We start from the raw sequence: 22596 nt of genomic DNA, 5'->3' as shown, positions 1-22596 counted from the left end.
AGTGCTTATAGGAATTAAGCCATGATAAACACCGTCATTGATTTTGGTCCATGAGCACCTAATACCAATGATTGCTCAATATCCGCGGTTTTTGACGGACCGGCGATAAACGCACCATAATTATATTTTGATGAGCCGATCTTTTTATAAGCTTCGTGCATAGTTGGTACCAGGTTCTTCTCATCTACAATAACTACAAGGTGTTGGCAAATGAACGGTAAAGCCCGGTTACCCATCAAATCATCGGTAATCCATACAGCGCCGTTTTCTGCTACGCCAAAATGGGCTTTAATAATGGCGACATCCACGTCTTCGAACGCATGACCGGAAGCAGGGGTGACAAATTGCAGGTCAAGCGCCCGTCTAACATCTGGATCAGAGCTGTAAATTCGCTTTAGTTCAGGAAAGTCGTTTTTGATAGTTGAGATGACCTCGTCTATCGTTCCTTCACGGTGGTGTGCCTTCCCACCAATATTGCCTAGTATAGTAATAAATTGTTCTGTAACAGCTGCTGTGCCATTTATAAAAAAGGAAAGATCTGGCAGAGGTGTGCTCTCCGGTTTGTTCAATGCGACCTTGCCTAAAATACTATCTCTGCTCGTTGATGTGCTCATTACTGTTTCTTTCGATTTTCCTTATACCACTCGCCAAACGATTGCTCAGGCGCCGATGGTAAGTCGCGTTGTTTATACCATGGATTAAGCCGGTTATTAACGGCAAATGGCGCATATTTTATTACGAAACGGCCCATTTTTCCAGCTAAGTGATAAGCAGTTGGCGATGATAATGTATTGCTCATTACCTGCATGCTTACTTTTTTGGTTTTGGTTGCATAACCCTCCTTAACAATTACCTGCCGCCATTTATATAACTGCTGATGGATGTCAATTTTTACCGGGCATACATTTGAGCATGATCCGCAGAGCGTCGATGCAAATGGCAGATCAGCATAATCCTTCATATCCAGGTTTGGAGCCAATATAGAGCCTATAGGGCCTGCAATTGCATTGTGGTAACTATGGCCACCACTTCTCCGGTATACCGGGCAGGTATTCATACATGCTCCGCAACGGATACATTTAAGCGAGTTGCGAAAATCTGGCCTTCCCAATTGCCGGGTTCGGCCGTTGTCGACAATAATAATGTGCATCTCCCTGCCATTCTGTGGTGTTTTAAAATGGCTGGAATAAGTGGTAATAGGTTGCCCTGTAGCGCTTCGCGTTAGTAATCTTAAAAATACACCAAGGTGTTCTTTTTTGGGGATGATCTTTTCAATCCCCATGCTGGCTATATGCACGTTTGCTAAATGAGCGCCCATATCGGCATTGCCTTCATTGGTACAAACTACTATCTCGCCGGTTTCGGCAACGGCAAAGTTCACACCAGTTAGGGCTACCTTACGGGTAAGGAAAATCTCGCGGAGATGTATACGCGCGGTATTGGTTAAAAATTGGGGATCGGAATTACCCTTTTCAGTTCCCAGGTGAATGTGGAACAGCTCCCCTATTTCTTCCTTTTTTTTATGGATACAAGGCAATACGATATGGCTTGGGGCTTCTTCAGCCAGTTGCACGATTCGTTCGCCCAAATCAGAATCTATTACTTCAATGCCATGCTCTTTGAGGTACTCGTTCAAATGGCATTCCTCGGTAAGCATAGATTTGCTTTTTACCATGCGCAACACGCCCTGGTCAAGCATGATCTGGTAAACTATCTTATTATGCTCTTCAGCATTCGCGGCCCAGTGTACCTTAACGCCATTTTGCAATGCGTTGGCCTCAAACTGTTCCAAATAAGTATCCAGGTTACCCAGCACATGGTCTTTTATCTGCGATGCTGCATCCCGAAGCCGCTCCCATTCAGGCAATTGATTTACAGCCTTGTCGCGCTTAGCACGGATCCACCATAGGGTTTCGTCGTGCCAGTCAACACGGTCTTCGTCTTTGTTAAATTCACCGGCTAATTCGGCATGTTCTGCGTGGATCTCCTTCATCTATTCGCCGTTTAAAATTTCTGCCAAATGAATAACTTTTACCTTGCTGCCTTTTCGCTTCAGGATACCCTCCATATGCATCAGGCACGACATGTCGACACCGGTAATATATTCTGCCCCATGTTTCAGGTGATCATCTACCCTGTCAACACCCATTTTTGCCGATACCGCTTCTTCGGTCACGCAAAACGTGCCACCAAAGCCACAACATTCATCAATCCTGTCCAGCGGGATAATTTCGATTCCTTCAACCATATTCAGCAAACTGCCGGGCTTTGAAAACTGCGGTGCCACCAATTCGCTCATTTGTGATAGATGTAACCCGCGCTGACCATGGCAGCTTTGGTGCATCCCAACTTTGTGCGGGAATTTTGCAGGCAATGATTTTACATTCAATATATCCGTTAAAAACGCGCTCAGCTCGTAGATCTTTTCACTAATGGGGTGATGTAAATGTTCCTTGATATGCAGCACACAACTTCCTGAGGGCGCGACCACGTAGTCAAATTCAGCAAAGTTTTTTATGAAGAGTGCGTTGCAGTCGCCGGTTAAATGCTCAAAGCCTGAATTTGCCATTGGCTGCCCGCAGCAAGTTTGATTAGCCGGGTAAGCAACATCCACGCCCAGCTTTTCCAGCAATTGCAAAGTGGCAATGGCTGCGCCCGGGTAAAATTGGTCTACGTAACACGGAACAAATAGTCCAACGGTCATATGGAAGCGGTTTGACTGGCTGAGTAAAACTTTAAGTTTATAATATCATTCGGGATGCTCTTTCTGTTCCATTCCTTATGAATGGCCAGGGCTGCACCAACTGCGGTTGCCTGCGCCATTGAGGCTGCAAACACTTCGATACCCGGAAAGGCCGTAGCCAGCAGGTGCATATAAACACTGTTTTTACTAAAGCCTCCGTCAACAAAAATACGCTTAACGGCGGTATCCTTTAACACCAACTGCGTTGAAAACACCTGCAAATTTACCAGGTCGACTATTAATTGGTGGTATGCCTCGATGTCATCACTGAAATCAGAAAGGTCCCTGGTTTCAAAAATAGTTTTTTTATTTTCATTAACTGTATCGTCGACGGTTATTTTTTTCTTTTTTAGGTGATCGATGATGTCCTGGTCGAAAACCACGTTCCGGTATTTAATGATATCGGTTTTAAAATGCTCGGCTATCCGCTTTACCTGCTGCTCATGTTCAAAACCCGAAAACAAGCGGGAAGCCTTCACCGGCTTGCCCTGGTATTGCAAGTAGCTTAAACAATCGTTCTTAAGCTGCGATACAGTTAACGGGGAATCATTAAAGGGATTCAGGCTGATACACCAGGTACCGGTGGAGATTAAAATAAACGGTTCGCTAAAGTTTACAAGGTATGGGATAAGTGCGGCAGAACTATCGTGCAAGCCAACACCTACCTTATAACTATTACCCGGAAAAAGTGCCGGCACCACGGTATCGGCGTCAACAATGGGGGCTAGTTTCGATTCAATACCCTCATGTTTTATCCAATCATGATACCTATTTTGTGTAAAATCCCACATAGCGGTATGACAGCCAATGCTGGTAAGGTCGGAACAGGCGCTGCCCGAAAGTAAAAAACTCAGGTACTGCGGCAGATGCAGGGCGTATTTTATCTTCTTGAAAACTTCGGGCTTCTCCTTTTTTAACCGGTATAACTGGAGCCCTGAATTTAAACTTCCTAAAACCGGCGACGCAGTTTCAACACTGAATTTTTCCTCACCACCGTATTTTCTATAAAACTCGCTGCTGAGTTCTTCAGGATACGCTTTGAGATAATTATATAGCGGCGCAACCGGCTTGCCGTCTTCATCAATATAAACAAAGCTGGCTCCGTATGCCGAAAAATTCACCGCCTTCACTTCATATTGTTTCAGCCTGAAAATTTCGCTCAACGAATCAAAAACCGACAGCCTCAAGCTCTCCAGGTTTTCGCAGGCAAAGCCATCTTCATCAACGGTTTCGATAAAACGGGCCGATTTCTCAAAAACTATCTGGTAATTTTCATCGAATAAAAACAGCTTTTTGTTGGTTTTGCCAACGTCAAATATTGCTATTACGGGTATGGCGCTCATTTACTGGTAAATATTTGGCTACAACCCGGTAGCAACAGTTTTTAATCCGCGTTCCTTTATCAAATTATCACGCACTTTAAGCTTTCTGTACACACCAACCGGATCCAAAGCACCGCCTTCTTTCAGGCTTGCTTCTGCAATTAGCGGGCGAACATCTGTGCGATAAGCCTGCTGCAAGATTTCCTGTGCGAGGGTTACATCATTATTTTTTTGTGCGATCTGTAATGCTGCTTTATCAACGATCAAAGCCTGTGCGTAAGCAATTTTTATTGCCTGTACCGACTGCAACAAATCCTCGATAGGATCTTTTACATTATGCGATGCATCAATCATCCAGCCGATATCGGTTGCGTGGGTCATGCCGCGGGCATCCATACCTTCAACCAGCTCATTAAAGATCAGGAACAATTGGTATGGGTTAATGCTGCCTACAGTAAGGTCATCATCGCCATACTTCGAATCGTTAAAGTGGAATCCGGCAAGCTTGCCCTCCATCAGCAATAAGGAAACAATCTGCTCGATGTTTGCGCCTTGCAAATGGTGACCAAGATCAACTAACGTAGCCGCTTTATCGCCCAATTTATTCGCCAATAATAATGACTGTCCCCAATCGCCAATGGTGGTTGAGTAAAAGTTCGGTTCGTACGGTTTGTACTCTACCCAAACTTTCCAGTCATCAGGCAGGGCGCTGTAAATTTCCTGCAAACTTTCCAGTGTATTTTGAAAAGCAGTGCGGAAGTTTAACTGTCCCGGAAAGTTTGATCCATCAGACAACCAAACTGACAATGCTTTTGAATTTAGCTGAACGCCGTATTTTATTACTTCGATATTGTGCTCAATAGCCTGTTTCCGCACTTCCTTATCAACATGATGAAGTGAACCAAATTTGTAGCTGTATTTTTGATCCTTCTGATCCTGGAAGGTATTGGAGTTAACCGCATCAAAATGCAAACCCAATTGCGAAGCCAGCACTTTTATAGATGCTGCATTATCAGGAATATCCCATGGAATGTGCAGGGAAATGGAATTGCTTGACCTGTTAAGCGCATGAATCACGCCCACATCTTCAATTTTTTCTTCCAGGCTGCGTGGCTCACCGCCACCAGAAAACCTGCCGAAACGCGTACCGCCTGTACCTAATGCCCAACTTGGGATAGCGATATTGAACGCTTGTAATTTGGCCATTACGCCATCAAGATATTTCACATCGGCGCCAACAAAATCAAGCTTGCGCTTGTGGTTTGCCAGTTGTTCGCCGTTTATTTCTTCTATTTTATATTGCTCTATCCGCATAATATAAATTTAAATTGGTGTTTTTTAACATTCATTCACAGACTTCCGGCCATGAACCATCAACTATGAACCATGAACTAAAATTATCTAACAAATGCTGTTGCTACTCCCCCATCAACATTCAGCACGTTCCCTGTCGATTTGTTCAGCAGGCCACCTGTAAAAGCGAAACAAGCGTTGGCAATATCATCAGGAAGAATTACTTCATTCAATAATGTTCTTTTTGCATAATAAGCAGGCAGTTCCGCAACCGTAATTCCGTAAGCTTTTGCACGGCCTTCGGCCCATCCGCCGGCCCATATATTACTGTCGCTTATTACGGCATCAGGGTTTACGACGTTAACACGGATATGATCAGCACCCAGTTCAGCAGCATTAAGTCTGCTTAAGTGGAGCTGTGCAGCTTTCGCACTGCCGTAACCCGCATTATTAGGACCGCTAACCAGCGCATTTTTACTTACAATGTTCAGGATATCGCCGCCAATTGCCTGTTTTTTCATAACTGCGGTGGCTGCCTGGGTTACAAAAAACTGACCCTTTACCAGTACATCATACAATAAGTCCCAATCCTTTTCGGTATGGTCGGCTATAGTTTTGGAAATAGAAAGTCCCGCATTGTTTACTATAATATCTATCCCGCCGAAAGCCAAAGCTGCGGTTTCAAATGCTGCATTGATCTGCTCTTCGTTGGTAACGTCAAGCACAGCGGTTGTGTATGAATCTTTACCGAATTGTTTCTTAAACTCTTCACCTGCTCCGGCTAAACGCTCGGTGTTCATGTCGTTCAGGATCACAACAGCGCCTTCATCAACAAACTTTTTAGCAATAGCTTTACCTATACCACCGGCACTGCCGGTAATAAGGGCAATTTTACCTGATAGTGCTTTAGGTTTTGGCATACGTTGTAGCTTTGCTTCTTCAAGCAGCCAGTACTCAATGTCAAATGCCTCCTGTCGCGGTAAAGATGTGTATTCAGAAATTGCTTCCGAGCCCTTCATTACATTGATGGCGTTAGTATAAAACTCTGCTGCAACGCGCGCTGTTTGTTTATCTTTTGAGAACGAGAACAAACCTACACCCGGATATAAAATAATTACCGGGTTGGCATCGCGAATTGCCGGGCTGTTATCATGTTTGCAGGTATTATAATAGTCTGTGTACATTTTGCGGTAGGCTTCAAATGCAGGGGCCAAACGCTCCTGTAAAGCTTTAACATCGCTTAAATCTTCGCCGGGTTTAAGATCCAATACCAGCGGACTGATCTTGGTGCGCAAAAAGTGATCCGGGCAGCTGGTGCCTAGTGGCGCCAAACGGTCAAGATCATTTGAGTTGATAAATTCCAGCACACGTGCATCATCAGTAAAATGACCGATCATGTGTTTTTGGCTCGAGCAAAATCCGCGCAGGATTGGCGCTATTGCAGCTGCCTGTTTTTTACGACCGGCTTCGTCAAGGCTTTCAATTTTTTGTCCGCCAAAAACAGGGCCTTTTTTACCATAGTTATCTTCCAGGTATTCAGCGCAGCGCTCAATTACTTCAAGCGTGTTTACATAGCTTTCGTAAGCGGTATCGCCCCAGGTAAATAAGCCATGCGAGCCCAACATGATGCCACGGATACCGGGGTTTTCATCAAGGCACTGCTTTAATTGCAAGCCCAGCTCAAAGCCAGGTTTTTTCCATTCAACCCACCCAATGGTGCCGTTGAATAATTCCTGGGTTATTTTTTTACCGTCTTTAGCCGCTGCAATTGCAATAGCCGCATCAGGGTGAAGGTGGTCGATATGTTTAAATGGTAAAAAGCCGTGCAAAGGGGTATCGATAGAAGGTGCCTTGGAGGCCAGGTCATAAATACAGTGGTTAAACAGTTCCACCATTTCATCTTCATACTGCACACCGCGGTAAACGTTTTTAAGGCTGCGTAACCTGTCGACATAAAGCGCCGCCAGTCCGCTCTTTTTAAGTGTGCCGATATCGCCTCCTGAGCCTTTTATCCACATTACTTCAACTTCGCTGCCGGTTAACGGGTCTTTCGAAATCACCTTGCAGGAAGTGTTGCCGCCACCGTAGTTGGTAAGCCGCAGATCTGCGCCCAATAAATTGGAGCGATATATTAATAGGGCTACCTCGTCGCCGGCAAGTTCGGCGGCTTTTGCATCATCCCAAAGGTAACTTACATGCTTAAATGATGTTGTGCTTAGTGACATAACTAAATTTTAATTTTATTTTATTGTTTAATAAGGTTTAATAACCGGATCAAATAGCGATTATGAAGTTACCTTCATCTAATTGGCTTTACAAATATGGCGCAACCTATTCAAAAAAATAAATACAACCGTCCCTCTCTGTCATGTTATACGAAAAACCGGTGATTTTTGTCTTACGGCGCAATAAACCCGATTTGACTTTACCTGACTCTTTTTAAAAAAGGTATATGCTGGAAAGTGGGTTTACAAAGGTTTACACTTTTCAAAAACTTAGATATTAACACATTGATTATGAACAATTTAAAAAAATCATGGTTTACATTTATTTGTACTGCACAAGTATACTAGCGACTAAACATCCACCTAAAGGTGACGCGAAAGTAGCTTTTCGCAATTTCATATAATTTAGCTTAATTGCATCATCAATTGTTAAAATGACACAAAATTTAAAAATCCCCAAAATAACCATCGGAAAGGCCGGTTTGTTTTTTCTCGTAAGTCTCTTTTCGCTGACCTGCCAATATTCAAAAGCACAGCAATTGCCGGTGTTCAGGGATGCAAGCAAACCGCTGGATACGAGAGTGGCCGACCTGATCTCTAAATTAACGCTTGAAGAAAAGATATCATTGCTTGGCTATCGAAGTAAAGCAGTGCCGCGCCTAAACATCCCGGCCTATAATTGGTGGAACGAGAGCTTACATGGTGTTGCCCGCGCAGGCGAGGCCACCATTTTTCCGCAGGCCATAGCCATGGCTGCTACATTTGATGATAACCTGGTGAAACAGGTGTCAACCGTTATTTCAACCGAGGCGCGGGCAAAATATAACCTTGCCTATGCAAAAGGGCAGCACCAGCAATATATGGGATTGACATTCTGGTCGCCCAATATTAATATTTTTCGCGATCCGAGGTGGGGCCGCGGGCAGGAAACTTATGGCGAGGACCCTTACTTGACCGCCAGGACCGGCACTGCATATATACAAGGGATGCAGGGTAATGATCCGCTGCATTTAAAGGTATCCGCAACTGCCAAGCATTTTGCCGTACACAGCGGCCCGGAAAGTGAGCGTGATAAGTTTAATGCCATCGTTGACGAAAAGGACCTACGCGAAACCTACCTTTATGCTTTCCACGCGCTGGTAAATGGCGGTGTTGAATCGGTGATGAGCGCTTACAACCGGATCAACGGGATGCCAAATTCTATCAATAAAACATTACTAACTGATATTTTACGCAAGGAATGGGGCTTTAAGGGCCATGTAGTCACTGACTGCGGCGCTTTGGACGATGTTTTTTTAACCCATAAGACTTTACCAAATAGTACAGAAACGGCTGCGGCGGCCATAAAAGCTGGCATCGACCTGGATTGCTCCAGTATTTTGCAGGATGATATTTTAAAAGCCATCAACCAAAAACTGCTGACCGAAAGGGAAGTTGACCAGGCACTGGCTGCACTGTTACGCACGCAAATTAAGCTGGGCTTTTTTGACGAGCAGTCTGCATCTCCCTATAAAAACTTTGGTGATGACAGTATCCATAATGCAGCCCATGTTGCGCTAACCCGTAAAGTAGCCCAACAAAGTATGGTGCTATTAAAAAACGACAAAAATATCCTGCCATTGAAAAAAAGCGATTATCCCAGCATTATGGTCTTAGGGCCAAATGCAGCTTCGCTTGATGCTTTGGTGGCCAATTATCATGGCGTTAGCAGCAAGGCGGTTAATTTTGTTGAGGGGATAACTGCCGCAGTTGATAAAGCCACCCGGGTTGAATATGATTTGGGGGCAAGCCATACGGATACTACCCACTTTGGTGGCACCTGGGCAGCAGGTAATGCCGACCTCACCATTGCAGTTATCGGCCTGAGCCCGGTATTGGAGGGTGAAGCAGGCGATGCCTTTTTATCCCCTAGTGGCGGCGACAAAAAAGATTTGAGTTTGCCTCCAGGCGATATTGCATTTATGAAGGAGCTGAGAAAATCGGTAAAAAAACCAATTATTGCAGTGGTAACAGCCGGCAGTGATGTAGATATTTCTGCTATTGAGTCTTACGCCGATGCCATTATATTAGCCTGGTATCCCGGCGAACAGGGCGGCAATGCTTTAGCTGACCTGGTTTTCGGGGCAGTTTCACCATCAGGACATTTGCCGGTTACTTTTTATAAATCGATAAAGGATGTGCCGGCTTTTGGTAATTATAACATGCAGGGCCGCACCTACCGTTATTTTGACGGGCCGGTGCAATATCCGTTTGGGTTTGGCTTAAGCTATACCAGTTTTAATTATCAGTGGCAACAGCAACCTCAGCAGAAATACACCGCTAAAGATTCTATAAAAATTTCGGTACAGGTTGAAAACACCGGTAGCATGGATGGCGATGAAGTTGTACAGGCTTATATTCAGTATCCGCAAATTGACCGTATGCCATTAAAGGAATTGAAGGATTTTAAACGTGTAAATGTTAAAAAGGGAGATAAGCAATCGGCATTGATAAGCATCCCGGTTAGCGATCTGCAAAAATGGGACCTTGAAAAACACAAATGGCAGTTGTATCCCGGTAAGTATCAATTGTATTTGGGAAGTAACTCCACAGATAAAAAATTGAGCGCCGAATTTTTAGTTAAATGATCTATTAAAACTGATAATTTGCGATACAATGTTGCGTGAATGTAAACAGCATTTCTTTATATATTAACAATGTAATACATTTGCCACGATTGCAAGCAAATCCATTTTTTACAAATGCATAAGTATTCAAACCAAACCCGACATTTATTAGCAGTTGATTGTATAGTTTTTGGATTTGACGGTGAATCACTGAAAATACTTTTGATCCAAAGGGCATTTGAACCCGAAAAAGGCAATTGGAGCCTTATGGGCGGCTTTGTGCGACAAGACGAAAGCCTGGAACAAGCCTCAAACCGAATTTTGAAGCAGTTAACCGGCTTGGATGGCGTATACCTTGAGCAGCTGCATACTTATGGAGATGCAAAGCGCGACCCGATAGAGCGTACAGTGTCTACCGCATATTTTGCTTTAATCGATATCTATAAATACGAAACCCAGCTAAGTAATGATTACCATGCTGAGTGGTTCCCAATGAAACGGGTCCCCAAATTAATCTTTGATCACCAGGAAATGGTTGAAGCGGCCAAAAGACGGATCAGATACAAGGCTGCCCTTCACCCCATTCTTTTTGAGTTATTACCGGATAAATTTACCATCCCCCAGCTTCAAACGTTGTACGAAGCTGTCTTTAATACGACCATCGACAAAAGAAATTTCAGTAAACGGGTGTTAGCCACTGGGTTGTTGATAAAATTAGCCGAAAAGGACAAGGCGGGTTCTAAACGGGGAGCCTATTATTACCAGTTAAACAAGCAAAATTACTATGCCAAATTCCAGGCATTTTTAAATTTCATACCCAACCCCGATACTCTTTCGCTGTAACAATTGATTAGCTTTGGCAGTTAGATTGCTAATTTTTTATTCAAAATTTCTTTTTGTCAAAAAATAAGTGTTATTTCAACACTAAATTATAAACAAGATATGACTACCGACCAATTTGTAATTGGGGTGGACTACGGATCCGATTCCGTCCGCTCTGTATTGATCGACGCAAATAATGGTGAAGAGATAGCAACCTCAGTATTTAACTACCCAAGATGGCAGCAGGGATTATACTGCAACGCACCTGAAAACCAATTCAGGCAACACCCCCTCGATTACATTGAAGGCCTGGAAACTACCATTAAGGATTGTTTAAAAAAGGCTGGCCCCGGAGCTGCAAACGCTGTTAAAGGCTTGGCGGTCGACACTACCGGATCAACACCTGTGGCCGTAGATAAAAGCGGAACACCATTGGCTTTAACACCCGGGTTTGAAAATAATCCGCACGCGATGTTTGTTTTATGGAAGGACCATACCGGCGTAAACGAGGCAGCAGAGATAAATGAGCACGCCACCAAATTTGATATTAACTACCTTAAATATGTAGGCGGTATTTATTCGTCCGAATGGTTTTGGGCTAAGCTATTGCGCACTTTACGCACTGATGAGCAGGTAGCAAAGGCATGCTATTCCTGGGTGGAGCATTGCGACTGGATCCCATTCTTATTAACCGGAGGCAACGATGCGTCGCAAATAAAACGCGGCCGCTGCTCTGCCGGGCACAAGGCACTTTGGGCCGAAGAATTTGGCGGATTACCACCAGATGAGTTCTTCTCATCGCTCGATCCGCTTTTAACGGGCATCACTTCAAGATTATTTAAGGATACTTATACATCAGACGAACCCGCCGGTACGTTAAGCACTGAATGGGCTGAAAGATTAGGACTATCCACCAACGTGGTGGTTGGTGTCGGCGCTTTTGATGCGCATATGGGCGCGGTTGGCGGGCAGATTGAGCCTTATCACCTGAGTAAGGTAATGGGTACATCAACTTGCGATATACTGGTTGCCCCTACCGCTGACATTGAAGGCAAACTGATCCGTGGTATTTGCGGGCAGGTAAATGGCTCGGTTATCCCGGGAATGGTTGGGCTCGAAGCCGGGCAATCTGCCTTTGGCGATACTTATGCATGGTTTAAGAACCTGGTTGCATGGCCATTGAACGCTTTGTCATCATCTACGCTTATCGACCCAAAAACAGCCGAAGCTTTAAAGGAAGAGCTTTTGGCTAAGATAATTCCCGAACTAAGCAGGCAGGCTGCCCTGTTACCTATTGAAGAAAACGCCGAACTTGCGATAGACTGGTTTAATGGCCGCCGCACACCTGATGCCGATCAAACACTTAAAGGTGCGATAACAGGCTTAGGCCTTGGTAGCGATGCCCCGCGTGTTTTCAGGGCGTTGGCTGAGGCCACCTGTTTTGGGGCAAAAAGTATTGTCGACCGTTTTGTGCAGGAGGGTATCCCTGTAAAAGGGCTGATAGGAATAGGCGGCGTCGCAAAAAAATCACCTTATATTATGCAGATGATGGCCGATGTTTTGGGAATGCCAATCCGTATTCACCAGTTTGAGCATACCTGCGCGCTTGGCGCCGCTATGTTTGCCGCCGTTGTAGCTGGCATCTATCCTACGGTTGAGGATGCGATGGTTGCCATGGGAAGAGGTTTTGATGCGGAGTACTATCCTAACCCGCAGAACAGGGAGATCTACCAAAAAAGATTTGATAAGTATACAGCCCTCGGAAAATTTATTGAGACAAAGCACTAATTTCTCGAATTTGTTCGAATTTCACGAATTAAGAAGATGGTAGAATTTATTATATTTTATTAAAATGAGTAAATATCAGCATATAAAACAAAGCGCGTACGAGGCGAATATGCAGCTGCCTAAATTGGGGCTGGTGCTTTTTACCTTTGGCAACGTGAGCGCTGCCGACCGGCAGCTTGGTGTTTTTGCTATAAAGCCAAGTGGCGTCCCGTACGATGAACTTGCGCCCGAAAAGATGGTGATTGTTGATTTCGACGGCAATACCATTGAGGGTGATTTGAGGCCATCGTCCGACACTAAAACACATGCCGTACTTTACAAGCAATGGGAGCATATCAATGGCATAGTGCACACGCATTCAACGTACGCAACGGCCTGGGCGCAGTCGCAACGCTGCATCCCTATTTATGGAACTACCCATGCCGACCATCTAACTGCCGATGTCCCCTGCGCACCGCCCATGCACGATGATATGATAACCGGCGATTACGAATACCAAACCGGGTTCCAGATCATCAATCATTTTGAAGAGGCAGGCCTGGATTACAGGGAAACGGAAATGGTATTGGTGGGTAATCACGCTCCCTTTACCTGGGGTAAAACTCCCGAGAAAGCAGTGTATAACAGTGCAGTTTTAGAAGCCGTCGCACAAATGGCTTATTTAACCGAACAAATAAATAACAACGCGCCGCGCCTGAAGGATTCGCTCATAAAAAAACATTTTGAACGTAAACATGGGCCGGATTCTTATTATGGACAGAGTTAATCAGTTGGCAGTTTTGAGTTTTGAGTTGGCAGTATATAAACACAATACAGCAAATCACTAATTCACTAAATCGTTAATTCACAATTAAAATACAATGATAGATTTAAAAATATTTGAAGTTTGGTTTATAACAGGAAGCCAGCATTTATATGGGGAAGAAACTTTAAAATTAGTTGCGGAGCATTCACAGCAAATTGCAAAGGGTTTGGATGCGGATGCACAAACGCCCGTGCGTGTTGTTTACAAGCCGGTTGTTAAAAGTCCGGAGGAAATTTACGCCACGTTGCAGGAAGCTAATACCACTGAAAATTGTATTGGGATAATTACCTGGATGCATACGTTCTCTCCTGCCAAGATGTGGATCCGCGGACTGAGCATTCTGCAAAAACCGATGCTGCACCTGCATACCCAATATAACCGCGATATTCCGTGGAGCTCAATTGACATGGATTTCATGAACCTGAACCAAAGCGCTCATGGCGACCGGGAGTTTGGCTTCATCGTATCGCGGATGCGCAAAAATCGCAAGGTGGTGGTTGGGCACTGGCAGGATCCTGAAGTATTGGGACAAATAAATGCCTGGGCACGTGCAGCAGCCGGCTGGCACGACTGGCAGGGCGCAAAGTTTGCCCGCATTGGCGATAACATGCGCTATGTAGCGGTTACCGAAGGCGACAAGGTTGAGGCGGAATTAAAATTCGGGTACTCGGTAAATACTTATGGCGTTGGTGATTTAGTTAAAGTGATTGACGCGATTAGCGATGAAGCTGTTAATAATTTGATTGCTGAATACGAAGCTACTTATGATATGGCTGCCGATTTGCTTAAAGGTGGCGCTAAACATCAATCAGTTTACGATGCTGCAAAAATTGAGCTTGGCTTAAAACAATTTTTAGAAGATGGCGGCTTTAAAGGCTTTACCGATACGTTCGAGGATCTGCATGGTATGATCCAGCTCCCGGGAATTGCAGCACAGCGCCTGATGGCTGCCGGTTACGGTTTTGCCGGCGAGGGCGACTGGAAAACTGCGGCTTTAGTGCGCGCGTTTAAGGTAATGGGCAGCGGCTTAAAGGGTGGTAATGCCTTTATGGAAGATTACACTTACCACTTCGACCCTAATAATGAGCTTGTTTTAGGCTCACACATGCTGGAAATAGATGCTTCGCTGGCAAATGGCAAGGCTGCATTAGAGGTGCATCCTTTAGGCATTGGCGGCAAAGCTGATCCTGCCCGTTTGGTGTTTAATGTTGCAGGTGGCGCTGCGCTGAATGCATCCATTGTAGATATGGGCAACCGCTTCCGTTTATTGATAAATGAAGTTGAAGCTGTGGAGCCGCAAAATGATTTGCCAAACCTACCCGTGGCCCGGGTGTTATGGAAACCATACCCTGATATGAAGACCGGCTGCGCTGCGTGGATCTATGCAGGTGGAGCACATCATACCGCTTACAGCCAAAATTTAACTGCCGAACATTTGCAGGACTTTGCTGACATAGCCGGGTTGGAATTTATTCGCATCGGCAAGGATACCAAACTTGATCAGTTACGAAATGAGCTGCGGTGGAACGACGCCAGCTACAAATAGCCTGATTTTTAACATACATATGAGCCGGATAGATGAAAATCTACCCGGCTTTTTTATGAATTAACCGTCTGCCCATACTTAAAACTGAAAAATAAGTTATAAAACTTAAAGTTTAGTTGTATAACTGAAAAATAAGTTATACATTTGAGTATGGAAGAATTAACAAAAACAGAAGAACGCGTAATGCAGGTGATCTGGAACCTGAAAAAGTGTTTTGTTAAAGATATTATTGAGGCCCTGCCGGATGATCCTAAACCGCCCTACAATACCATTTCGTCGGTGGTTAGGCTGCTGGAGAAAAAGGGATATGTTGGCTATAAGGCCTATGGGAAAACCTATGAATACTTTCCCGCCATTTCAAAAGCAGCCTATCGCAAAGCATCATTTTCGAGGTTTTTTGAAGGATACTTTGATAATTCAGCCGAAAGCCTTTTCTCCTTTATGATAAAGGAAGAACAGCTAAGCGCTGATGAAATAAAAAAGTTAAGAGAAATTATCAATCAAAATAAATAACAATGAGCAGCATCGTTTACCTTCTGCAGGTTTCGGCCTGTACCTGCGTGTTTTTCCTGTTCTACTACATGGTGTTAAGCAGGCTTACTTTTTTTACAGCTAACCGATGGTATTTCGTGGCTACCATTGTATTGAGCTTTATTATCCCAATTCTCCGGATGCCGTTGGACCCGCAGGAAAAATACATCCCGGTGATACAACAGGTGGTTTATATCAATACGCTTCAATATTCATCGCCTGTGCTTTTACATGCAGCAAAATCTACAACCATCGTATCACACAACATAAACTGGCTTTTGATACTGAAAGTAACTTATGTTTTAGCAGTGATCGGATTGATCTGTCATTTGTTGATTACGCTCCTGCTTTTTGCAAGGCGGTTAAAAAGCAGCACAAGTGTAAAACTTGAAGATGCTATCATTCTGAAAAGCAAGAAAACGGTAAATAATGGCTCGTTCCTGAACTACATATTTTTAAATGACGACGAATTATCTGCGGATGAAAAGCAACAGGTGATCGACCATGAGTTGATGCACGTTAAATTATATCATTCGATAGACCGTATCCTGGTGAAGCTGGCTCAAATTATACTGTGGTTTAACCCGTTCATCTATTTCTACGTAAAGGCAATTGAGGCAAATCATGAGTTTGAGGTGGATAGAAAAATGGCGTCATCTACCAATAAAAACAGTTACGCCAACTTGTTGCTTCAGCTTGCAGTTTCGGGGCAGGGAATGCTCTGCAATAACTTCAGCAAGGCGCCGCTCAAAAAACGTATCAACATGTTATTTAATAAACCTTCAGCAAATATGAAAAAAGCAATTTACGTGCTTATTGTACCCGTGGTATTGATAAGCTGCCTTGCATTCAGCAAGCTAAAAAGTATTAATGTAATAAAGAATTCCTTTTCGCGCCAGCTGCCGGATACGATGAAGGATTATCGTAAAAAAACAAAGCTTAGTAAAAACGAGCTGACAGAGCAGGAGAAATTTAAAGCCTACCGCTTAACGGACGATTTTAAAATCAAGGAAAAAGCAATAAAAAACATTTGGCACAAAGAAGTCACAATTACCATAAGTGGTATCATAAAGGATAAAAAAACCGGTAAACAAGCCGGATTTAACTTCACGTACGACAATTACAATTACCAGCTCCGCTCGATGTACGGACAGGAAAAACAGTTGAACGGGTTACTGAAGCCGGGTGATAAGATCACTATGCGGATGTTTACGGGTGGTTTTAATGTAGAGCAGCCGGTAATGGTTAGCCCTGCCTATATCCTGAAGGATAATGTAAAGATCTTTCAATTGGCCGAGGCTGATAAATTACCCAATTACCCTTTTTTATATGAAGCAAACAAGGTCCGCTTTGCGGAAGGACAAGTTAGTAATATTGTAAAGTACCCGGACGGAAAATGGAAAACAGCGCTGTTTGAAACTGTAAACGGCTACAAATTTAACCTAAGCTTTAAATCAGATGCCCCGGATTTAAACAGCATCGAATGGGGCGATCATATCACGCTCCGTTTTGTACACGAAGTTAAAACCGGATCCAAGGCCTATAAAATTAACGACTGGGTGTCGCTCTCCAAAAACAGTAAGGAATACGGCGTTAAAAATCCCGATCTATTTAACAAGTTTTACACCGCCATTTAAGGTGGTGTAAAACTTTTGCGGTTTAAAACTGTCATATCCTTATGAAGTATTTAACCCAGTTTTGCATTGCGTCAATATTCATCGCGTCTTGCTCGTCAAATAACAATAAAGCTGCTAATAAGGATTCTTCGGATGCACATGCTGCCGACACCGGCAAAATTACTACGACAGCACCGGCCGTGAGTTCGTTGTGCTTTTTGAAAACCGAGGGAAAAGACACTACCAGTATAGAACTTGTAACTAAGGACACCAAAGTTACCGGGATTATGAACTGGCTGCCTTATCAAAAGGACAGCAGGAAGGGAACGCTTGATGGAATAGTTAAAGGCGATACTATAAACGCTGTTTGGAGCTTTATGCAGGAAGGCATGAAGGATACCCTGAACCTGAAATTTGTTTTGAAAAATGGTGAACTGATGCAGAAACCGCTGAAGTTAAATACAAAAACGGGTCGCGAGCAAACGGACGAAACAGCGGGTTATACAACCGTTTACCAGGCATACAACAAGGTGAAGCATTAACTTAGTTAGCCATTGATCTGCTGCAATAACCCTTTCTTATAAAGCTGCCCAACCGGAATAAACGATTGATTTTGCAGGATGATATTGTCCTGAACAATCCTATTAATGAAAGCTTTGTTTACAATATACGAACGATGGCTTTGCACAAAAATCTCCGGATTAAGCTTTTCAAGAATACCCTTTAACGTATGGTAAATGATATGCGTTTGCTGCGCAGTAATGATTTTAACATAATCCCGGCATCCCTCAACATACATTATCTCCTGCTGTTTGAGTACCAGCAAGCCTTGTTTATCTTTTATAGTAAGCGTGCTTGCTGAACTTTCGGGTGCTGGCTCTGCATCAGTTTTTGCTTTTTGAATAGCTTTTACAAAACGCTCGTACGCGAATGGTTTTAGTAAATAATCTACCGCATCTAATTCAAAACCCTCGTAGGCATATTGTTTATAGGCAGTTGTAAAGATGGTTTTTGGTGGATTTGGCAGCGCCTTTAAAAAGTTAATGCCGTTCACCAAAGGCATCTCAATATCTAAAAACAGCAGATCGATATTATTTTTACCCAGGTATTCAAAGGCGTCAAACGCATTACGGAATGAAGCGGCATGCTGCAGGCCCGGCGTTTGGGCTATGTAATGCTCCAAAACCTGGTGCGCCAAGGGCTCGTCGTCAACAATTACACACTTCATTTTACAGCTTAATTATTAGTGTAGCAATATACTGATTGTCTTTTTGATCAAGCGAAAGTTCGTACCGGCCACGGTAATATAATTCCAATCGTTTTTTTATGTTGATGAGACCAATGCCGCCGCTTGCCGGTTTAGCCGCTGGCACAGACTGTTCATAAACATCATTGCTGATGATAAACCGGATCTCTTTATCGGATACAGTTAGCCTTGCCTCTACCCCTGCCGTATCTTCCAGTTTGTGCTTGCCATGTTTAAAGCTATTTTCCACCAATGGTAAAAACAGTAGCGGAGGAACGTTAACATCCGGGATCAGTTCAGGCACGTCCAAAATTATTTTTGATTTGGGGAACTTCTTTTGTTCCAGTTCAAAATATCCCTTTAAAAAAGTCATTTCGTCCTGTAAGTTTACCGTTTCAGTATCGCAATCGTACAAAATATACTGCATCATTTGCGACAGCAGCAGGATAAAACGCGGCGTGTCCTTCGATTCAGTGAGACTCATCCCATATAACCCGTTTAGGGTATTAAACAAAAAATGAGGTTGCAATTGTGCCTTTAACATGCCGAGCTGCAATTGCAGGTTATCCGTTTCCATTTGATGGCGGAGCTGCTCATTTTGATAAGAGAACCTGGCAAACGCAATACAGAAAAAAGCCAGCAGGTCGGTAAACATCAGGTTGAGATCGGGTCCAAACCAGCTTGATTGTATCACAAAAAACCTGTGTACTGTTAAGCCGTTTGTGCATTTAGCGAAGATCCATCCCCAGGCAACGTCGTTAATTGGCATAAGGAAAATAAACACCAGCACTGTTGCCCCAAACAGCAGCCAGTACCTTTTAAGGTGCAATAGCTTAGGAACCGCCCAGCGATAATATGGGATCAGGTATAAAGTGGAGCAGATACTATAAAGGCAAACCTGCAGGTAAGGAAAATTACTGTCCCGCAGAATTGGTAGGTGTGCCTGGTCTAAATAGTAAGAGTACTTATACAAGCATACATATAAGAGCCAGATGAGCACCTCAAATGCGATAGGGAATGTTATGGTCTTTTTCTTAGTCACGATGCTAATGTGCGGCTATTTATCGGGTTTATGAACTGCATTTTCGACTAAACCCACATTTTGCGCGACGAAAAACGACACGATTTTTCCGGTGGTGCAAATCCTCTATCCCGTCGAATAACAAATAAGGCCAATCATTTTTCGATGTTGATTTGCAGCATAAACAATTAAAGAAATGAAAAACATCCTGGTAACACTGATCGCAACTACGCTACTATTATTCTCGGCAAACAAAAAAGCATCGGCGCAGCCAAAAGCTGAACAACCTAATAATTTAACTATTAACCAAAGTGCTGCAAAAGCGGTATCGATGGAAAGCTACGAAGCTTTTAAAAAATCAATTAAACCGTTGATCGAAAAAATGGGCACCAAACAGATCATCGGTTTGGGCGAAGGCACCCACGGAACGGCAGAGTTTTATAAACTGCGCTACTGGATCAGCCGGATCCTTGTGGAGGAAAAGGGCTTTAACCACATCGCTTTTGAAAATGACTACAGTGATGGCTGGCTGTTAAACAGCAAGCTCAATACAACCGCGAACCTCGACAGCCTGATGAAAAAACACATGCTCAGCATTTGGCAAAATACCGAAACCAGGGAGTTGCTTACCTGGGTGAAGGAATATAACAGCACCCATGCTAAAAAGATAACTATCAACGGCATTGATTATGTTTTTATAATGCCTGATATTGAAGTTTTTAAACAGTTAATTGCGAACACTCCTGCCGCCAATTTTGCAGATTCGCTTGCCGTTATTGCCAAAGCTGCTGCCTACCAGGACCAAAGCTGGCAGGAAACGAATAAAAAGGATTCGAAATTTGATTTCCAGGCGACAGATAAGAGCAGTTTTTACGGCTATAAGGCCACTGATAAACTGGACAAACAAGTGGCAGCCTCAAACCTGCCCGCAAAAACCAAGGCCGATTGCCATTTAGCTTTATTGAACATAATGCAGGCATTTTCGCCTTTTTATGACGAGTTTATGCTGTTACCAGCTGCATCGCGGGATAGTATCATGGCGTACAACACATCATTAATTATGAAGGAGCCGGGTGCAAAAATGATCATCTGGGCGCATGATGTGCACCTGGCGAAAAAGGGAATTTACAACGATGAGGTTGGCGGAACCGGCGGTAAACTCCTGAAAATGTTCCCCAATGATTATTTCGCACTAGGCACGGGTACAGCAAGCGGAACATTCGCGGCTACAACCGAGCCAAGGGATACATATACCAACCCGATGAACGCATATCCACTGGCAATCCCGGTTAAAGGGTCGTGGGATGAGTTGTTAAACGGAATGACAGGAAAGGCTTTCTATTTTGATCCGGCAGCGTTTAATCCCGGTGGGACAACCAAACAAATGCGTTTTATAGGATACGGACCAGATAGCGGTGAAAAATCATACGATGCTGTGAACATGAATGAAATGTATGATGCCTATTTATTTATAAAGGATACACATGCAGCTACGCCTTTAAAATAATATTAAATACACAAAAACCTGGCTCCGCTTTGAGCAAGGTTTTTGAATAAAATCCGGTTTTTTAACAAGCCTCCAAAACCTTACATTTTACAGGCAATTCGGCAATTTTAATAACAGGTTTCACTTGTTGCTTTTCCTTTAATGCCTTGCGGTATTTATCAAGATTGATCAGCAATACACTGAACAGGATAACTGCCAGGCCGACGATCTGTAAGCCCGAAATGTGCTCGCCTGCAAACATCACACCCAATAGTACAGCAATAACCGGGTTTACGTAAGAGTGCGTGCTTACCTGGGTAGCAGGGCGCACCTGCAGCAGCCAAACGTATGCACCGAACGCAGCTATCGAACCAAAAATTATTAAATATACCAGTGCCATCCATGCCGACACAGGTACCTGGTGAATATTGAAACTGCTAAATTCCTTGTTGATAGCCGCTGCTGGTAAAAAGGCAAGCCCGGCAATAGTCATTTGCCATGCCGTATTTAAGCGGGCAGGGCCGCTGCTGCCCTTCTTTTTTGAATATAATGAACCGGCCGACCATGCAATTGGCCCGGCAACCAATAATATTATTCCCAGTAAATTTGATGAATTATGGCTACCGGACAGTACTTTACTAAGTTGTTCGCTAAATAGCAAGATTACTCCTGCGAAGCCGATAATGAGTCCGGAAATGACGTATTTGTTCTTGAAATTTGCGCGATAATTTCCCTTATCAAGCACCACAAACCAAATTGGGTTTGCCGATACCATAATGGCTACCATAGCGCTGGGCATTGTCCGCTCAACCCAAAAAACTATCCCGGTGGCTACAAACAGAGTAAGCAAACCGCTGATTCCAGAATTGATAATATCCTTTTTTGTCCAGATCCTATCGCCCTTGAAGGCACTCCAGGCTAATAATAATAGCCCGGCTGTTGTATAACGAATTGCGCCCAACAGCATTGGAGGAAAGCCGTGTACCGCCATCCCTATAAAAAAGTAGGTAGAGCCCCATACTACGTAAACTATAGCAAATGCAATTAAGACTAACAATGCAGGCGCTTTTTGTTGATTACTTGTTATCATGATATTTGATTTTTATTTAATAGTGAATCGATACTCCATTTGTAATTTGGCAGCGACGCCAGCAGCAGGCTTGCTGCACTTACCGTAAAAACTGAATAGCCCAGCGGCGACTCGATACCGAATGAGATTGCCATAGAGATGCCGAATGCAAGGCTTAATAAAGCGCTGCCTATTGCGGCATAACGGGTAAACAATCCGGCTAAAAGCAGTAGTCCAAACAAGCCCTCGCAAATTGTGGCTATTACGCCAAAAACAGGAATGATGGACTGCGGCATAAAAGCCATTGTTTGCCTTGCATAATCCATAAAGTGCGACCAATCGCCCCAGCCAACGTGTGGTTGCCCGTGAGCGCCGAGGATGCCGAGCCTGTCGGCCACCTCCCATAGGTAGCTGCAGGCTAACCCTGCGCGAAGGTAGATAGAAGCGAATATTTGATTTTTGATGACTTGCATAATA

The 22596-nt window shown here is 43.8% G+C and carries 19 protein-coding genes; 9 read left to right on the top strand and 10 right to left on the bottom strand.

What is annotated here, in order from left to right; genetic code table 11:
• Nucleotides 1–14: 14 nt before the first annotated feature.
• The 6 genes from KXD93_RS17920 to KXD93_RS17895 form a co-directional block, all read right to left on the bottom strand.
• On the bottom strand, nt 15–614 hold the full coding sequence (locus tag KXD93_RS17920; RefSeq protein ID WP_258138699.1) for a LutC/YkgG family protein: 600 nt from the start codon (nt 612–614) through the stop codon (nt 15–17).
• On the bottom strand, nt 614–1993 hold the full coding sequence (locus tag KXD93_RS17915) for a LutB/LldF family L-lactate oxidation iron-sulfur protein (RefSeq protein ID WP_258138698.1): 1380 nt from the start codon (nt 1991–1993) through the stop codon (nt 614–616). Before KXD93_RS17915 ends, KXD93_RS17920 begins: the two co-directional genes overlap by 1 nt.
• Nucleotides 1994–2704 (bottom strand): (Fe-S)-binding protein, encoded by a 711-nt coding sequence (locus KXD93_RS17910; protein ID WP_258138697.1) that lies wholly within the window; start codon nt 2702–2704, stop codon nt 1994–1996.
• Nucleotides 2701–4086 carry an FGGY-family carbohydrate kinase gene (locus KXD93_RS17905; protein ID WP_258138696.1) on the bottom strand — a complete coding sequence of 462 codons (1386 nt, stop codon included), beginning with the start codon at nt 4084–4086 and terminating at the stop codon, nt 2701–2703. Before KXD93_RS17905 ends, KXD93_RS17910 begins: the two co-directional genes overlap by 4 nt.
• 18 nt (nt 4087–4104) lie before the next feature.
• Nucleotides 4105–5379 (bottom strand): sugar isomerase, encoded by a 1275-nt coding sequence (locus tag KXD93_RS17900; RefSeq protein WP_258138695.1) that lies wholly within the window; start codon nt 5377–5379, stop codon nt 4105–4107.
• Between the two features lie 83 nt (nt 5380–5462).
• Nucleotides 5463–7583: a bifunctional aldolase/short-chain dehydrogenase gene (locus tag KXD93_RS17895; RefSeq protein WP_258138694.1), complete on the bottom strand. Its 2121-nt coding sequence runs from the start codon at nt 7581–7583 to the stop codon at nt 5463–5465.
• Nucleotides 7584–8017: 434 nt separating this feature from the next.
• Between KXD93_RS17895 and KXD93_RS17890 the strand changes: the two genes are divergently transcribed.
• The 8 genes from KXD93_RS17890 (at nt 8018) to KXD93_RS17855 (ending at nt 17839) form a co-directional block, all read left to right on the top strand.
• Nucleotides 8018–10210, top strand: a complete 2193-nt coding sequence (locus tag KXD93_RS17890; protein WP_258138693.1) for a glycoside hydrolase family 3 N-terminal domain-containing protein — start codon at nt 8018–8020, stop codon at nt 10208–10210.
• A 114-nt stretch (nt 10211–10324) separates the two neighbouring features.
• Nucleotides 10325–11032 (top strand): NUDIX hydrolase, encoded by a 708-nt coding sequence (locus KXD93_RS17885; RefSeq protein WP_258138691.1) that lies wholly within the window; start codon nt 10325–10327, stop codon nt 11030–11032.
• Nucleotides 11033–11131: 99 nt separating this feature from the next.
• A complete protein-coding gene (locus KXD93_RS17880; protein ID WP_258138690.1) occupies nt 11132–12799 on the top strand; it encodes a ribulokinase in 1668 nt (555 codons plus the stop codon).
• A 64-nt stretch (nt 12800–12863) separates the two neighbouring features.
• Nucleotides 12864–13565, top strand: coding sequence for an L-ribulose-5-phosphate 4-epimerase (locus KXD93_RS17875; protein ID WP_258138689.1), 702 nt, complete (start codon nt 12864–12866; stop codon nt 13563–13565).
• A 94-nt stretch (nt 13566–13659) separates the two neighbouring features.
• The gene (gene araA / locus KXD93_RS17870) at nt 13660–15150 is read left to right on the top strand and encodes an L-arabinose isomerase (protein WP_258138688.1); all 1491 of its coding nucleotides are present in this window, start codon (nt 13660–13662) and stop codon (nt 15148–15150) included.
• A gap of 150 nt (nt 15151–15300) precedes the next feature.
• The gene (locus KXD93_RS17865; RefSeq protein WP_258138687.1) at nt 15301–15663 is read left to right on the top strand and encodes a BlaI/MecI/CopY family transcriptional regulator; all 363 of its coding nucleotides are present in this window, start codon (nt 15301–15303) and stop codon (nt 15661–15663) included.
• 2 nt (nt 15664–15665) lie between these two features.
• Complete coding sequence (locus KXD93_RS17860; RefSeq protein ID WP_258138686.1) at nt 15666–17318, top strand: M56 family metallopeptidase; 1653 nt, start codon at nt 15666–15668, stop codon at nt 17316–17318.
• A 41-nt stretch (nt 17319–17359) separates the two neighbouring features.
• Nucleotides 17360–17839 carry a hypothetical protein gene (locus tag KXD93_RS17855; protein WP_258138685.1) on the top strand — a complete coding sequence of 160 codons (480 nt, stop codon included), beginning with the start codon at nt 17360–17362 and terminating at the stop codon, nt 17837–17839.
• A 5-nt stretch (nt 17840–17844) separates the two neighbouring features.
• Here the strand turns inward: KXD93_RS17855 and KXD93_RS17850 are convergent, their stop codons facing one another.
• Nucleotides 17845–18525, bottom strand: a complete 681-nt coding sequence (locus tag KXD93_RS17850) for a LytR/AlgR family response regulator transcription factor (RefSeq protein ID WP_258138684.1) — start codon at nt 18523–18525, stop codon at nt 17845–17847.
• A gap of 1 nt (nt 18526) precedes the next feature.
• Nucleotides 18527–19585 carry a sensor histidine kinase gene (locus tag KXD93_RS17845; protein ID WP_258138683.1) on the bottom strand — a complete coding sequence of 353 codons (1059 nt, stop codon included), beginning with the start codon at nt 19583–19585 and terminating at the stop codon, nt 18527–18529.
• A gap of 175 nt (nt 19586–19760) precedes the next feature.
• Between KXD93_RS17845 and KXD93_RS17840 the strand changes: the two genes are divergently transcribed.
• Entirely contained in the window at nt 19761–21071 is a 1311-nt protein-coding gene (locus tag KXD93_RS17840; RefSeq protein WP_258138682.1) for an erythromycin esterase family protein, read from the top strand.
• Between the two features lie 61 nt (nt 21072–21132).
• Here KXD93_RS17840 and KXD93_RS17835 read toward each other — a convergent pair whose 3' ends face one another.
• A complete protein-coding gene (locus KXD93_RS17835) occupies nt 21133–22140 on the bottom strand; it encodes an EamA family transporter (protein WP_258138681.1) in 1008 nt (335 codons plus the stop codon).
• A complete protein-coding gene (locus KXD93_RS17830; RefSeq protein WP_258138679.1) occupies nt 22137–22592 on the bottom strand; it encodes a TQO small subunit DoxD in 456 nt (151 codons plus the stop codon). The genes KXD93_RS17835 and KXD93_RS17830 overlap by 4 nt, the downstream gene beginning before the upstream one ends.
• Nucleotides 22593–22596: the final 4 nt, after the last annotated feature.

This window comes from Mucilaginibacter phenanthrenivorans (genome assembly GCF_024721155.1).
GTDB lineage: Bacteria > Bacteroidota > Bacteroidia > Sphingobacteriales > Sphingobacteriaceae > Mucilaginibacter > Mucilaginibacter phenanthrenivorans.
The sequence above is the reverse complement of the archived record's forward strand: the minus strand, read 5'-3'. Positions and strand labels throughout refer to the sequence as shown.

Coding starts and splice junctions, on each gene's coding strand:
- KXD93_RS17855 (WP_258138685.1), top strand. CDS start 17,360: ATGAAGTATTTAACCCAGTTTTGCATTGCGTCAATATTCATCGCGTCT.
- KXD93_RS17915 (WP_258138698.1), bottom strand. CDS start 1,993: ATGAAGGAGATCCACGCAGAACATGCCGAATTAGCCGGTGAATTTAAC.
- KXD93_RS17900 (WP_258138695.1), bottom strand. CDS start 5,379: ATGCGGATAGAGCAATATAAAATAGAAGAAATAAACGGCGAACAACTG.
- KXD93_RS17910 (WP_258138697.1), bottom strand. CDS start 2,704: ATGACCGTTGGACTATTTGTTCCGTGTTACGTAGACCAATTTTACCCG.
- KXD93_RS17880 (WP_258138690.1), top strand. CDS start 11,132: ATGACTACCGACCAATTTGTAATTGGGGTGGACTACGGATCCGATTCC.
- KXD93_RS17860 (WP_258138686.1), top strand. CDS start 15,666: ATGAGCAGCATCGTTTACCTTCTGCAGGTTTCGGCCTGTACCTGCGTG.
- KXD93_RS17835 (WP_258138681.1), bottom strand. CDS start 22,140: ATGATAACAAGTAATCAACAAAAAGCGCCTGCATTGTTAGTCTTAATT.
- KXD93_RS17865 (WP_258138687.1), top strand. CDS start 15,301: ATGGAAGAATTAACAAAAACAGAAGAACGCGTAATGCAGGTGATCTGG.
- KXD93_RS17885 (WP_258138691.1), top strand. CDS start 10,325: ATGCATAAGTATTCAAACCAAACCCGACATTTATTAGCAGTTGATTGT.
- KXD93_RS17890 (WP_258138693.1), top strand. CDS start 8,018: ATGACACAAAATTTAAAAATCCCCAAAATAACCATCGGAAAGGCCGGT.
- araA (WP_258138688.1), top strand. CDS start 13,660: ATGATAGATTTAAAAATATTTGAAGTTTGGTTTATAACAGGAAGCCAG.
- KXD93_RS17850 (WP_258138684.1), bottom strand. CDS start 18,525: ATGAAGTGTGTAATTGTTGACGACGAGCCCTTGGCGCACCAGGTTTTG.
- KXD93_RS17905 (WP_258138696.1), bottom strand. CDS start 4,086: ATGAGCGCCATACCCGTAATAGCAATATTTGACGTTGGCAAAACCAAC.
- KXD93_RS17920 (WP_258138699.1), bottom strand. CDS start 614: ATGAGCACATCAACGAGCAGAGATAGTATTTTAGGCAAGGTCGCATTG.
- KXD93_RS17830 (WP_258138679.1), bottom strand. CDS start 22,592: ATGCAAGTCATCAAAAATCAAATATTCGCTTCTATCTACCTTCGCGCA.
- KXD93_RS17895 (WP_258138694.1), bottom strand. CDS start 7,583: ATGTCACTAAGCACAACATCATTTAAGCATGTAAGTTACCTTTGGGAT.
- KXD93_RS17840 (WP_258138682.1), top strand. CDS start 19,761: ATGAAAAACATCCTGGTAACACTGATCGCAACTACGCTACTATTATTC.
- KXD93_RS17875 (WP_258138689.1), top strand. CDS start 12,864: ATGAGTAAATATCAGCATATAAAACAAAGCGCGTACGAGGCGAATATG.